9 protein-coding genes are annotated in these 13,865 nt (G+C 51.8%); 5 read left to right on the top strand and 4 right to left on the bottom strand.

The genetic code is table 11. The features are described 5' to 3' along the window. Positions 1 to 32: 32 nt before the first annotated feature. Positions 33 to 494, bottom strand: a complete 462-nt coding sequence (locus E0D98_RS15370; RefSeq protein WP_000722348.1) for a DUF2314 domain-containing protein — start codon at positions 492 to 494, stop codon at positions 33 to 35. A gap of 197 nt (positions 495 to 691) precedes the next feature. Here E0D98_RS15370 and yegI point away from each other — a divergent pair, with 197 nt between their 5' ends. After that, complete coding sequence (gene yegI, locus E0D98_RS15365; protein WP_000856108.1) at positions 692 to 2,638, top strand: protein kinase YegI; 1,947 nt, start codon at positions 692 to 694, stop codon at positions 2,636 to 2,638. 11 nt (positions 2,639 to 2,649) lie between these two features. Here the strand turns inward: yegI and yegD are convergent, their stop codons facing one another. Further along, positions 2,650 to 4,002 (bottom strand): molecular chaperone, encoded by a 1,353-nt coding sequence (gene yegD, locus E0D98_RS15360; protein ID WP_000469734.1) that lies wholly within the window; start codon positions 4,000 to 4,002, stop codon positions 2,650 to 2,652. Between the two features lie 133 nt (positions 4,003 to 4,135). On the opposite strand from yegD, the gene alkA reads away from it, so the two are divergent. Further along, the gene (gene alkA, locus E0D98_RS15355) at positions 4,136 to 4,993 is read left to right on the top strand and encodes a DNA-3-methyladenine glycosylase 2 (RefSeq protein ID WP_000288410.1); all 858 of its coding nucleotides are present in this window, start codon (positions 4,136 to 4,138) and stop codon (positions 4,991 to 4,993) included. Positions 4,994 to 5,031: 38 nt separating this feature from the next. Here the strand turns inward: alkA and E0D98_RS15350 are convergent, their stop codons facing one another. Further along, positions 5,032 to 8,349 carry a diguanylate cyclase gene (locus tag E0D98_RS15350; RefSeq protein WP_000043697.1) on the bottom strand — a complete coding sequence of 1,106 codons (3,318 nt, stop codon included), beginning with the start codon at positions 8,347 to 8,349 and terminating at the stop codon, positions 5,032 to 5,034. Positions 8,350 to 8,666: 317 nt separating this feature from the next. Here E0D98_RS15350 and udk point away from each other — a divergent pair, with 317 nt between their 5' ends. The 3 genes from udk (at position 8,667) to asmA (ending at position 11,856) form a co-directional block, all read left to right on the top strand. Beyond that, positions 8,667 to 9,308 (top strand): uridine kinase, encoded by a 642-nt coding sequence (udk, locus tag E0D98_RS15345; protein WP_001295424.1) that lies wholly within the window; start codon positions 8,667 to 8,669, stop codon positions 9,306 to 9,308. A gap of 91 nt (positions 9,309 to 9,399) precedes the next feature. Beyond that, on the top strand, positions 9,400 to 9,981 hold the full coding sequence (gene dcd, locus E0D98_RS15340; RefSeq protein WP_001234767.1) for a dCTP deaminase: 582 nt from the start codon (positions 9,400 to 9,402) through the stop codon (positions 9,979 to 9,981). Positions 9,982 to 10,002: 21 nt separating this feature from the next. Then, positions 10,003 to 11,856 (top strand): outer membrane assembly protein AsmA, encoded by a 1,854-nt coding sequence (gene asmA, locus E0D98_RS15335; protein WP_001252335.1) that lies wholly within the window; start codon positions 10,003 to 10,005, stop codon positions 11,854 to 11,856. Between the two features lie 273 nt (positions 11,857 to 12,129). Here the strand turns inward: asmA and E0D98_RS15330 are convergent, their stop codons facing one another. Continuing rightward, positions 12,130 to 13,713, bottom strand: coding sequence for a TerC family protein (locus E0D98_RS15330; RefSeq protein WP_047086582.1), 1,584 nt, complete (start codon positions 13,711 to 13,713; stop codon positions 12,130 to 12,132). Positions 13,714 to 13,865 lie beyond the last annotated feature (152 nt).

Genomic DNA, 13,865 nt, shown 5'->3' with positions numbered 1-13,865 from the left:
CCGCCAGTTTAAACAATAAATATAACGGCTGATTAGCGAACTAATTTTGCTCTAAGCTCGTCGGCTTCTTCTTTTGGATAGGTGACCAATAAAGGATCAATGGTATAACCGCCGTAAATTTTATCCCCGCGCGTATACATCCAGTCTGAAATATCTTCTTTCTTGATTTTCCACTCCTGGCCATATTCTACGTTTGTAACAATACCAGGGTCATTGCTGATTACGCCAATAAACATGCCGTTAGAATAAGTGACATCCGTGAGCCAGAAATGCTCGGTTCTTCCGTGATCGGTTATCGGGGCTTTGACTGCGAAAGTATCGGCATCTTTTTTATTCATAACCTCGATGAATTTATCGGTTTCTTTCCGCGCATGTTTAATCGCGTCAGACATCGCTTGTTTATCATAACCTCCTGTCACTAACGTATCCGAAACTTCACTAAAGCCCGCGGTAGTAAAAAATAGCAGGCTCAACATGAGTAATATCTTTTTCATTTTTTCTCCAGAATCTCTGTGTAGTAAAAGTTAGCAAAACCTGTGGAAGTGAATCATTATCAGGTTGGAATTGAATTGTATCCTGATGAAATTACATTATCATTTTTATTCTTGAGTGGGCTCTTCCCATATAGAAATAATTATAATGGGCAGTGTTATTATTCATTGAAATATAATATTGCTGCCCTTGAAACATTATGAAGACAAATATAAAAGTATTTACATCAACAGGTGAAATGACCACTCTCGGTCTTGAACTGGGCAAAGGCGGTGAAGGCGCGGTTTATGATATCAATGAGTTTGTCGATAGCGTCGCCAAGATTTATCACACGCCGCCACCCGCCTTAAAACAGGACAAACTTGCCTTTATGGCTGCGACAGCTGACGCGCAATTGTTGAATTATGTCGCCTGGCCGCAGGCAACGCTTCACGGTGGACGAGGCGGAAAAGTTATCGGTTTTATGATGCCAAAAGTTTCTGGTAAAGAACCGATTCATATGATCTATAGCCCGGCACATCGTCGTCAACGTTACCCTCATTGTGCGTGGGATTTTCTACTCTATGTTGCGCGCAATATTGCTTCATCTTTTGCTACGGTTCACGAGCACGGGCACGTCGTGGGTGACGTAAACCAGAACAGTTTTATGGTAGGTCGCGACAGCAAAGTGGTGTTGATTGATAGCGACTCCTTTCAGATTAACGCCAATGGCACACTGCATTTATGCGAAGTCGGCGTGTCGCATTTTACGCCGCCAGAGCTACAAACCTTGTCGTCATTTGTCGGCTTTGAACGCACAGAAAATCACGATAATTTTGGCCTTGCGTTGCTGATTTTTCACGTCTTGTTTGGTGGCCGGCATCCTTATTCTGGTGTGCCGCTTATCTCTGATGCGGGTAATGCGCTGGAGACGGATATTACCCATTTCCGTTATGCCTACGCGTCAGATAATCAGCGACGTGGTTTAAAACCGCCGCCACGATCGATTCCGCTATCGATGTTACCGAGTGATGTTGAAGCCATGTTTCAGCAGGCATTCACGGAAAGTGGCGTGGCAACCGGGCGTCCGACGGCTAAAGCGTGGGTAGCGGCACTTGATTCTCTGCGCCAACAGTTAAAGAAATGTCCCGTTTCGGCAATGCATGTTTATCCCGCTCATTTGACCGACTGCCCGTGGTGTACGCTGGATAATCAAGGCGTTATCTATTTTATTGATCTCGGCGAAGAGGTCATTACCACCGGCGGTGATTTTGTGCTGGCGAAAGTCTGGGCGATGGTGATGGCGTCAGTAGCACCGCCAGCATTGCAACTGCCATTACCCGATCATTTCCAACCGACTGGCAGGCCGCTTCCTTTAGGCCTGTTACGGCGCGAATACATCATTCTGCTTGAGATCGCACTGTCAGCATTATCGCTGCTGCTTTGCGGCCTTCAGGCAGAACCGCGTTATATTATTTTGGTTCCTGTGCTGGCGGCTATCTGGATTATTGGCAGTCTGACAAGCAAAGCTTATAAAGCAGAAATCCAGCAACGCCGTGAGGCATTTAATCGCGCGAAAATGGACTATGACCATTTAGTCAGCCAGAGCCAACAGTTGGGCGGGCTGGAAGGTTTTATCGCCAAACGGGCGATGCTCGAAAAAATGAAGGACGAAATTCTCGGGTTACCGGAAGAAGAGAAACGCGCTCTGGCAGCACTTCATGACACTGCAAGGGAACGGCAGAAGCAGAAGTTTCTGGAGGGATTATTTATTGATGTTGCCTCTATTCCCGGCGTTGGCCCTGCGCGTAAAGCGGCGTTACGGTCTTTTGGTATTGAAACAGCCGCAGATGTTACCCGTCGTGGCGTTAAGCAAGTGAAAGGGTTTGGCGACCATCTGACCCAGGCGGTTATCGACTGGAAAGCGAGCTGTGAACGCCGTTTTGTGTTCAGGCCGAATGAAGCGATAACGCCAGCAGACAGACAAGCGGTAATGGCGAAAATGACCGCCAAACGACATCGGCTGGAATCGACGTTGACTGTCGGCGCGACAGAGTTGCAGCGATTCCGCCTTCATGCTCCAGCACGGACCATGCCGTTGATGGAACCTTTACGTCAGGCGGCAGAAAAACTGGCTCAGGCGCAGGCAGATTTAAGCCGCTGCTGAGCCATTTTCTTTTAACGAAACACCACTTCCGCCCAGCGTGCCAGCCCGGCGGTGACGGAGCCAAAGTCATCGCCGCCTGCAATCGGAATTCCCGGCAACTGTTCTGCCAGCGCTTTTTTAATCAGCGGCGAACGGGCGCTACCGCCGGTCAGGTAGATAACGTCCGGTTTTTCCTGGGCGTTATCCAGGGCCAGTTGCACCTGTTCCAGAATCCGCGCCAGTGGCTGGCTGAGGGCGCTTTCCAGCCCTTGCTGGCTAATCAGCGTAGCCAGTTCATCGCTGATAAACGGCAGTGAGGCGCGGGTTTCCGCTACGCTTGAAAGAGCAATTTTGCACTCTTCTGCGCTACGCACCAGGCGATAGCTTAAACGCTGACGCCAGACTTTCTGTAGCAGGGCCACTTTTTCCGGTTCGCGGGCATCGCGTACCAGATCGTTAAGCAGACGACCGTTGGCACTACTGTAGAAATCACTCTGCGCAGGTACGTCGTTGATGGCAACCGCATTCCACCACGGCAGAATCGGCAGGGCGATGCCTTTTTCGGTTTCGCCACCCATGCCCAGTAACGGCATCAGGTTTTTAAACGCCAGTGCGATGTCCAGATCGTTACCGCCAATACGGCAACCACTGTGACCCAGCAGGCTGGCTTCACGATCGAGACGCGAACGCCACTGCGGCCCCATCAGCAGCAATGAACAGTCAGTCGTACCACCGCCGATATCCACCACCAGCACCCGTTTTTCTTCCTGCAAGGTGGCTTCGTAATCCAGCCCAGCCGCGACCGGCTCGTACTGGAATACCACGTCCCTGAATCCGGCACGCTTCGCCGCGCGTTCCAGAATCCCTTGCGCCTGGGCGTTTGCTTCATCGCCGCCCAGCCCCTGGAAGTTGATCGGGCGACCAATCACCGCCTGAGTAATCGCTTCTGGCAGCTGCGCCTGCGCCTGCTGGCGAATGTGCAACATCATTGCGCAGACCAGATCCTCAAACAGCGCTACCTGCTGCGGTTTTAAGCCGCTGGCACCGAGGAACGATTTTGGTGATTTCACAAACCACACTTCTTCTGGATCATCAATGTACTGTGCCAGTGAGGAAAGACCGAACTGCACGCTTTTCGCCGTAACATCGATATCTTCTTCGCGGTTATAACGAATCGCCCGACGTAACAGCGCCTGCGTTTCATCGTCGTCTGCCGGAACATCATGATGGCGGTACAGCCATTCACTTACTGCTTCACGCGTTGGCGCGCAAAGCATTGAAGGCAGCAGCGTGCTGTCGTTTTCCATTTTCAGTAATTGCGGTTTACCGTCACGCATGACCGCCACTGAACAGTTTGCTGTACCGTAATCAAAACCAATAAACACGAATTAATCCCCATGCCGGTGAAGAAGGGGCGTGACTTTAGCGAAATGTTGCCGTCGCGACAACCGGAATATGAAAGCAAAGCGTAGCGTCTGAATAACGTTTATGCTGAAAGCGGATGAATAAGGAGATGCGATGTATACCCTGAACTGGCAGCCGCCGTATGACTGGTCGTGGATGTTGGGATTTCTCGCCGCCCGTGCGGTGAGTGGTGTGGAAACGGTCGCTGAGGATTATTATGCCCGTAGTCTGGCGGTGGGCGAATATCGCGGCGTGGTGACTGCTATTCCGGATATAGCCCGCCATACTCTGCACATAAATTTAAGTGCAGGTTTAGAACCCGTTGCCGCTGAGTGTCTGGCGAAAATGAGCCGCCTGTTTGATCTGCAATGTAACCCGCAGATTGTTAACGGTGCGTTGGGCAAGTTAGGCGCGGCGCGGCCCGGATTGCGTTTACCCGGCTGTATTGATGCTTTTGAGCAGGGTGTGCGGGCGATTTTAGGCCAACTGGTGAGCGTGGCGATGGCGGCAAAATTGACTGCCAAAGTTGTACAGCTTTATGGCGAACGGCTGGATGATTTTCCGGAGTATATCTGCTTCCCCACGCCTCAGCGGCTGGCAGCAGCCGACCCGCAGGCATTAAAAGCGTTAGGCATGCCGTTGAAACGGGCAGAGGCACTGATTCATCTGGCAAATGCGGCGCTGGAGGGCAGCTTACCAATGACAATTCCGGGCGATGTGGAGCAGGCGATGAAAACGCTGCAAACTTTTCCGGGTATCGGGCGCTGGACGGCGAATTATTTCGCTTTGCGTGGCTGGCAGGCGAAAGATGTTTTTCTGCCGGATGATTATCTGATTAAACAGCGATTTCCGGGGATGACACCGGCACAAATCCGCCGTTATGCCGAGCGCTGGAAGCCCTGGCGTTCTTATGCGCTGTTGCATATCTGGTATACGGAAGGCTGGCAACCAGACGGAACGGACGAATTGTAGGCCTGATACGTCGCATCAGGCAATGGGCAAACGCTCCCTCAGTTAATCGCGAAATAACTGCTATTCACCAGCAAATCCAGCGGTTGGGCATCGGCAATCACATCACCATAAATCAGATCGACGCCGATGCCAGAAAGCGTATCCATCACTAAGGGTAAAACGACTGGCCCGGCGATGGTTTTCATCCCGAGTCGCTGAGCGTGCCCCTGAATAATCGTAATCAGCATCTCATCCATCAAATTACCCTGCACGTTGGCGCATAACTCACCATCAAGTAGCAGGTAATCTGCCATATTCGCTTTCAGCGAGTTGAAGATTTGCAGATCGCGGCCCACCTGGCTGAGCACTATCCGACATCCCGCCAGCCGCAGTTTTTGCACGCTTTCTGCGTGATCTAAAATCGCTTCAGCCGGAATAATCAGGTGTAATAACCGTGGTGGTAGAGGGCTATTTTCCAGCTGCTCAAGCAGATCATTCACCAGCGTGGCGCTACTCAAACCGGCAACGGAAAGGGGGAGGGCGATGCTTATGCCTTTACTGGCAACCGCTTTTGCGGCCAGCTGGAAAAATTCGTGGAATACCCGTCGGTCAAGAGCATGGCTAAGTGCCGGATCGCTGAAGCTACGACGAAATTTTTGTTCATCAATAATCTCGCCTTCGCAACTCCAGAGTTTAAGCGAAATCAGCCACAAATTACGCGCTTCCGGGATCCGCGGCGAAGCGACACCGTGGGCCATCATCATCAACTGATTCTCTTTAATCATCCGCCACTGTTCATCAAGCGACATCGCCGCCCGTTCGCTATGTGCGGCAGCTTGCTGTGGTTCGTAAACCGTCACCCGGCCCCGTCCACCATTTTTGGAGGCATAACAGGCGATATCAGCCTGCGACATCACTTCTGCCGCCTGATGATTGTTGTCATCAATCAAGGTAATCCCGGCACTGGCACCTACCCGATGCACACGGCCTTCCCATATAAAGTGATAGTCATTCACGGCACTGATAATGCGTGTAGCGATAAAACGCGCGCTTTCAACATTACAGTCTGGTAGCAGCAGACCAAATTCATCCCCACCGAGTCGCGCCAGCACGTCGCTGGAACGCAGCATACTCAGCATCAACGACGCCAGTTCGCGCAGCAAAGCGTCGCCCGCCGCATGCCCGGCGCTGTCATTCACCGCTTTAAAGCGATCAAGATCGATAAACACCAGGGCATGTCGCTGATGTGTACTGTTTACCGTTTGCAGCAGCATACGCAGTTGCTTCTCAAAACTGGCGCGATTGGCGAGATGCGTCAGTGCATCATGGGAGGCGCTGTAGCTCAGCTGGCGCAGCATTTTGCGTGATTCGGTAACGTCCTGAATCACCAGAACCGAACCAATATTGCTGCCGTCCAGAGTACTTAACGGCGTAATACTGTAATGCACGTCGTAGCTGCCGCCGCTCCGGCAGTGCAACACCACATCTTGTTCAATCGCGGAACGTGAGGTGTCGGCACTGTAAATGTTCTCCATCAGGGGACCATTGTCGCCAAAGGTAATATGCAACACCGTCAGGAGCGGAACACCTAATGCTTCTTCCTGCGTCCAGCCGCTCATCTTCTCCGCCACTGGATTCATAAAGGTAATTTTCATTGCCATATCAATACAGACCACGGCTTCGCCGATGGAGTCCAGCGTTATGTGCAGGCGCTCTTTTTCCTGAAACAATGCCTCGTTAAGCTGTTTAACCTCAGTCATATCCATATTAATGCCGAGCAGGCGTTCGACTTCGCCTTCTTTATTCAGTACCCGGTTGGCGAGGGCGCGGATATGGCGAATACCGTCTTTTACGGTAATGCGAAATTCCAGTTTAAAGGGCGAGCGTGATTGCAACGAATCACGAATCACTTTTTCGGCATGCTGGCGATCTTCCGGCAGCACGCACTCGTACCACACCTGCCAGTTCGGTTTGATATGTGGAGGAATTTCATACAGCTCGAACATCCGCTTATCCCAGCTAAAAATATTCGGCTTCAGCTCCCACTCCCAGATGCCAATCCCGCCCGCTTCGTTAGCCAGCGTGATGCGCTCCATCAGTTGCTGATTCACCTGTTCGGTGCGTTTTAGCTCGTTAATGTCTTCAATCTGAGCGATAAAATAGAGCGGCGTGCCATCCGTGTGGCGCACCAGTGAGACGGCAAGCAACGCCCAGACAACATCGCCATTACGGTTGTAGTAGCGTTTTTCCATTGAATAGGTGTTTATTTCACCGCTTATCAGCTTTTCAACCTGTTGGAGATCTTTATTGAGATCCTCCGGCCAGGTCAGTTGCTGAAAGGTGAGTCCGCGCAGCTCTTCCTGACTGTACCCGAGAAACTGGCAGAGCGCTTTGTTGGTTTGCAGCCATTGTCCCTCGGTGCCCACTAACGCCATACCGATAGCGGAATATTCCATGGCGTTCCGAAAACGGGTTTCGCTTTCGGAAATGTGTTTGCGTTCCGCACGAAAGGCATACATCACCATCGTCATGATGTTGGCGGGCAGCAGGATCAGCAAAAACGGTAGCCACGGCATATGGCTCATCAGGTATGTACGCGGCGTAGCAAGCAGGGAGGGATCCGCGGCCATCATCAGCGACACCATCATCACCGTGGTAAGGAAGATCAAAAAGGCTTCCATTCGTGGCAGGCGCACGGCGCTCCACATCAACAGCACAATAATGAAAGTAAAAGGCCACGGCAGATACAGCATCGAAAGCCAGCTTAACGTCAGTGTGATGGCTAACGTGAGCAGCGACTCAAAAAGCAACCGTGGGTTGCGATGGCGCAGCAGATAGTGTGGTTTAAATAACAATCCCAGCGGCACCAGTGCCAGAGCGCCGATGGATTCTGACAGTACCCATATCAAAAATGCCCTGAGAGGATCGTCTCCGGGCGTCAGCAGGACAACCAGAACACCCCCTAGCAGAGGCGGAACAATGGCGCTGCCGAATGCCAGACGCAGCCAGTCAGCCAGATTTTGCAAGGGGTTATACCACGGCAGCAATTTACGTAGCAGCACTGCCCCGACCACGGCTTCAACAATATTGATGGTCGTCCAGGTCATGTTCAGCGAGCTGGTGGAAAAAAGCAGGATGGATGCGGCGATATTTCCCAGCGAGCAGCTCAGCGCAATTCCCGGCCACATGCGCCCGGCATGGCGATAAAACGCCACCATCATGATGGACGTCGGGAACCACAGTGGGGCGAGTTGGGTGCCAAACTGCGAAAGCTCAAGCGAGAAAAGGGTAAAGATAAACGAGACTAAACCTAAACTGACCAGGTGAAGCAGCGGGTGGGGCAGGGCAATTAATACATGCTGTGATTGTTTGCTCATTACCGCTTTATCCGCAAGACCAGGTCGCCAGTATTCGTTTCTGTGTTTATGCTAGTACAAAAGTTTTACATTTTATATGCGAATTGCTCATAAAGTGACGTAAAGGCGGATAATTTGCGCAACTGCGTATAACATTTTTTACCTTACATAAAACTGATCAACGTAATTTGCCACCGGGAATTCTTTGTCAACAATTAACTCTGAGCGCGCGGCAACGCTATTCGACTGGTATCAGACGGATGAAATCCCTATAATTGCCGCGTTTGGCGCTTCGTCGCCCCCTTCCTAACATCCAGGTTAATCAGGTCGCTAAATATATGACTGATCAGTCTCATCAGTGCGTCATTATCGGTATCGCTGGCGCATCGGCTTCCGGCAAGAGTCTTATTGCCAGTACCCTTTATCGTGAATTACGTGAGCAAGTCGGTGATGAACACATCGGCGTAATTCCCGAAGACTGCTATTACAAAGATCAAAGCCATCTGTCGATGGAAGAACGCGTTAAGACCAACTACGACCATCCCAGCGCGATGGATCACAGCCTGTTGCTTGAGCATTTACAAGCGTTGAAACGCGGCTCGGCAATTGACCTGCCGGTTTACAGCTATGTTGAACATACGCGTATGAAAGAAACGGTGACGGTTGAGCCGAAGAAGGTCATCATTCTCGAAGGCATTTTGTTGCTGACGGATGCGCGTTTGCGTGACGAACTTAACTTCTCCATTTTCGTTGATACCCCGCTGGATATCTGCCTGATGCGCCGCATCAAGCGTGACGTTAACGAGCGTGGGCGTTCAATGGATTCCGTGATGGCGCAATATCAAAAAACCGTGCGCCCGATGTTCCTGCAATTCATTGAGCCTTCTAAACAATATGCGGACATTATCGTGCCGCGCGGCGGGAAAAACCGCATCGCGATCGATATATTGAAAGCGAAAATAAGTCAGTTCTTTGAATAAGCTTGATAAATTGTGTACCGTTCAGTGATAACCTGGTATGCCCTTGACGTAATTGGCGTTAAGGGAGTGATGCGCGAAAGGAGAAAATGCCATGCGTCTGTGTGACCGAGATATTGAAGCCTGGCTTGATGAAGGCCGTTTGTCGATCAACCCACGTCCGCCAGTGGAGCGTATTAACGGCGCGACGGTGGATGTACGCCTGGGCAATAAATTTCGTACCTTCCGTGGTCACACGGCAGCGTTTATCGATCTGAGCGGTCCCAAAGATGAAGTGAGCGCCGCGCTTGACCGCGTGATGAGCGATGAGATCGTTCTCGACGAGGGCGAGGCGTTCTATCTTCACCCAGGAGAGCTGGCGCTGGCGGTGACGCTGGAGTCGGTGACGCTGCCAGCCGATCTGGTGGGCTGGCTGGACGGGCGTTCCTCTTTGGCGCGTTTGGGGCTGATGGTGCACGTCACCGCGCACCGTATCGATCCGGGCTGGTCTGGTTGCATTGTGCTGGAGTTCTACAACTCCGGTAAGCTGCCGCTGGCGCTGCGTCCGGGCATGTTAATTGGTGCGCTGAGCTTTGAGCCGCTTTCCGGCCCGGCGGCGCGACCTTACAACCGCCGTGAAGATGCGAAATATCGCAACCAGCAGGGCGCGGTAGCCAGCCGAATCGATAAAGACTAATTCAGGCCCATTGAGGATACCATGAGACGATTTCTGACGACGCTGATGATACTCCTGGTCGTGCTGGTGGCCGGGTTATCTGCGTTAGTGTTGCTGGTGAATCCGAATGATTTCCGCGACTATATGGTCAAGCAAGTTGCTGCACGTAGCGGTTATCAATTGCAGCTCGACGGGCCACTGCGTTGGCACGTCTGGCCGCAGCTTAGTATCCTCTCCGGGCGAATGTCTCTCACCGCCCAGGGCGCAAGCCAGCCACTGGTTCGCGCCGACAACATGCGTCTGGACGTGGCGCTTTTACCACTACTGAGTCATCAACTGAGCGTTAAGCAGGTGATGCTAAAAGGGGCAGTGATTCAACTGACGCCGCAGACGGAAGCGGTGCGCAGTGAAGACGCTCCGGTTGCACCGCGCGACAATACCTTGCCGGATCTGTCAGACGATCGCGGATGGTCGTTTGATATATCCAGTCTTAAGGTGGCGGACAGCGTGCTGGTGTTCCAGCATGAAGATGACGAGCAGGTGACAATCCGCAATATTCGCCTGCAAATGGAACAAGATCCCCAACATCGTGGCTCATTTGAGTTCTCCGGGCGGGTTAATCGCGATCAGCGCGATCTCACGATATCCCTTAACGGTACGGTAGATGCTTCTGATTATCCGCATGATTTAACGGCGGCTATTGAACAAATTAACTGGCAGTTGCAGGGTGCAGATTTACCAAAACAAGGTATTCAGGGGCAGGGGAGTTTCCAGGCCCAGTGGCAGGAGTCACATAAACGCCTTTCATTTAACCAAATCAGCTTGACCGCCAATGACAGCACGCTGAGCGGGCAAGCACAGGTCACGCTGACAGAGAAACCTGAATGGCAGCTGAGACTGCAATTCCCGCAACTGAATCTTGACAACCTCATCCCGCTTAATGAAACAGCGAATGGTGAAAACGGTGCCGCGCAGCAGGGGCAGAGCCAATCAACATTGCCGCGCCCGGTCATTTCTTCGCGTATTGATGAACCGGCATATCAGGGACTGCAAGGCTTTACGGCTGATATTTTGTTGCAGGCCAGTAACGTGCGCTGGCGCGGAATGAATTTTACAGATGTTGCCACGCAAATGACCAACAAGTCGGGTTTGCTGGAAATTACTCAACTGCAGGGCAAGCTTAACGGTGGACAGGTTTCACTGCCGGGCACGCTGGACGCGACATCAATAAATCCGCGGATAAACTTCCAGCCACGGCTGGAAAACGTTGAGATTGGTACCATTCTGAAGGCGTTTAACTATCCGATTTCGTTGACCGGAAAAATGTCACTGGCTGGTGATTTCTCCGGTGCTGACATAGATGCCGACGCATTCCGCCACAACTGGCAAGGACAGGCACATGTCAAAATGACCGACACGCGCATGGAAGGGATGAACTTCCAGCAGATGATTCAGCAAGCGGTAGAGCGTAATGGCGGTGATGTGAAGGCCGCTGAAAACTTTGATAACGTGACGCGGCTTGACCGCTTTACCACCGATTTGACGTTGAAGGATGGCGTCGTGACGTTAAACGACATGCAAGGTCAATCGCCTGTGCTGGCGCTGACAGGGGAAGGCATGTTGAATCTGGCAGATCAAACCTGCGACACCCAGTTTGATATTCGGGTCGTGGGTGGCTGGAACGGGGAAAGCAAACTGATTGATTTCCTCAAAGAAACGCCAGTACCGCTGCGGGTTTATGGCAACTGGCAGCAACTCAATTACAGTCTGCAAGTGGATCAGTTACTGCGCAAACATCTACAGGACGAAGCGAAACGTCGCCTGAATGACTGGGCCGAGCGGAATAAAGATTCCCGCAATGGCAAAGATGTGAAGAAGTTGCTGGAGAAGATGTAGGTTACCAGGTGACCTGTCCTGTAGGCCTGATAAGACGCGTAAAGCGTCGCATCAGGCGTTCGCGGCGGCACCATTATATTCTGAATATGTAAGATCGAAGGCTGTTCCGTTCACTTGATGTTCCTCACTACTATGGAACGCTCAAGCCGGTGAACGTGCCAGGGTGGCTCAATCGCCACCACCCTGGCAACCCGGGCTCCCGGCGGTAAATCGCCGCTGGCGCGGTTCCCTCATCTTATTCCTTTCGGCTATCGGGTAAAATGACCGATACCATCACACCTCGTACTCCAACTCGCCATCCTTATGCAGCGGAATAATCTGCACCTTCTGCACGCGATGGCTTTCCACCTGCAACGTTTTAAGCAAATAATCCCCCACCTGAACTTCTTCGCCAGGTTTTGGAATACGCTGTAAATATTCCATCAACAGCCCGGCAATGGTGTGATATTCACGTTTTTCATCCAGCGGCAGCGGCACATATTGCACCAGATCTTCCAGCGGCATATGACCATTCGCCGTCCAGGAACCGTCCGCATTCTTCTGAATATCATGGCGGGCGTCGATCTCTTCCACTTCGTTCGGTAAGTTACCGGCAATGGTTTCAGTGACGTCACTTAATGTCACAATCCCTTCCACCGAGCCAAACTCATCCACCACAAAAGCAAAGTGCGTGCGGGCATTACGGAACTGCTCCAGGGCAGGTAACAACGGCAAGGTTTCCGGGAACACCAGCGGCTGGCGAATCAACACCCGCAGGTTGAGCGGTTCGCCACGCAGTGACTGTTGTAGCAGGTCGATAACGTGAACAACACCGAGCAAATCTTCTGCGTCATCACCGTCGGTAACCACCAGCCGCGTATGCTGATTTCGCTCCAGCAACTGGCGGATCTCGTCTTCCGGCGCGTTGAGATCGATATGCTCAATATCGTGGCGCGACGTCATAATGCTGCTGACGGTACGCTGGTTAAGATTAAGTACCCGCTCAATCATCCGCCGTTCCTGCGGATTAAAGATCTGCTGGTTACCATGATCCACCAGCATGGACGCGGTTTCGGCGTCCAGTTCCGCATCTTCTTTTTGCCCGCTAAGCAGGCGCATTACCGCTTCGGTAGTCCGCTGGCGTAGCGTCTGGTTAGCGGAAAGAAAACGTCGCCGGTTAAAGATAGCCAACTGATTGAGCGCCTCGATCATCACCGAGAAGCCAATGGCGGCGTACAGGTAGCCTTTCGGAATGACGAAGCCGAAACCTTCTGCCACCAGGCTAAAGCCAATCATCAACAGGAAGCTTAAGCAGAGAATAACGATGGTCGGGTGACTGTTAACAAATTGCGTTAACGGCTTGCTGGCCATCAACATCAGGCTGATAGCGATAACAACGGCGGCCATCATGACCAGTAAATGGTCGACCATCCCGACGGCGGTAATCATTGAGTCGAGTGAGAAGATGGCGTCCAGTACCACAATTTGCGTCACCACGCCCCAGAACTTCGCACCTTTGCGTTGTGTGGGATTATTGCTGTCTTTCCCTTCCAGCCGTTCGTTCAGCTCCATCGTGGCTTTGAACAACAGGAAGAAACCACCAAACAGCATGATTAAGTCGCGGGCGCTAAAGGTAAACGAGCGGAAGCTGAACAGCGGTTGAGTCAGGGTGACCAGCCAGGAGATTGACGCCAGCAGTAACAGGCGCATTAACATCGCCAGCAGCAGCCCGGTAACCCGTGCGCGGTCGCGCTGCTTCGGCGGTAGTTTTTCGGCGAGGATGGCAATAAAGACCAGGTTATCAATGCCGAGGACCAGTTCGATCACAATCAGCGTGATTAACCCGGCCCAGATAGACGGATCGGCAATCCATTCCATAGTAAGTACAAAACCTATTCGTTGTATGACAAATGTCACAATTCGATCATGGATAAATCGGGGCAAAAATGCAATGTTGCAGCACTATTTATCTCATATTATTTGAGGGTAATAACCTCACATTATCCCTGAATTAAAAGTGGTAATAATAA

Origin of the sequence: Escherichia sp. KCJ4928 (assembly GCF_004352695.1) — a bacterium.
Lineage (GTDB): Bacteria > Pseudomonadota > Gammaproteobacteria > Enterobacterales > Enterobacteriaceae > ECMA0423.
The sequence above is the reverse complement of the archived record's forward strand: the minus strand, read 5'-3'. Positions and strand labels throughout refer to the sequence as shown.

Coding starts and splice junctions, on each gene's coding strand:
- udk (WP_001295424.1), top strand. CDS start 8,667: ATGACTGATCAGTCTCATCAGTGCGTCATTATCGGTATCGCTGGCGCA.
- dcd (WP_001234767.1), top strand. CDS start 9,400: ATGCGTCTGTGTGACCGAGATATTGAAGCCTGGCTTGATGAAGGCCGT.
- yegI (WP_000856108.1), top strand. CDS start 692: ATGAAGACAAATATAAAAGTATTTACATCAACAGGTGAAATGACCACT.
- E0D98_RS15350 (WP_000043697.1), bottom strand. CDS start 8,349: ATGAGCAAACAATCACAGCATGTATTAATTGCCCTGCCCCACCCGCTG.
- E0D98_RS15330 (WP_047086582.1), bottom strand. CDS start 13,713: ATGGAATGGATTGCCGATCCGTCTATCTGGGCCGGGTTAATCACGCTG.
- E0D98_RS15370 (WP_000722348.1), bottom strand. CDS start 494: ATGAAAAAGATATTACTCATGTTGAGCCTGCTATTTTTTACTACCGCG.
- alkA (WP_000288410.1), top strand. CDS start 4,136: ATGTATACCCTGAACTGGCAGCCGCCGTATGACTGGTCGTGGATGTTG.
- asmA (WP_001252335.1), top strand. CDS start 10,003: ATGAGACGATTTCTGACGACGCTGATGATACTCCTGGTCGTGCTGGTG.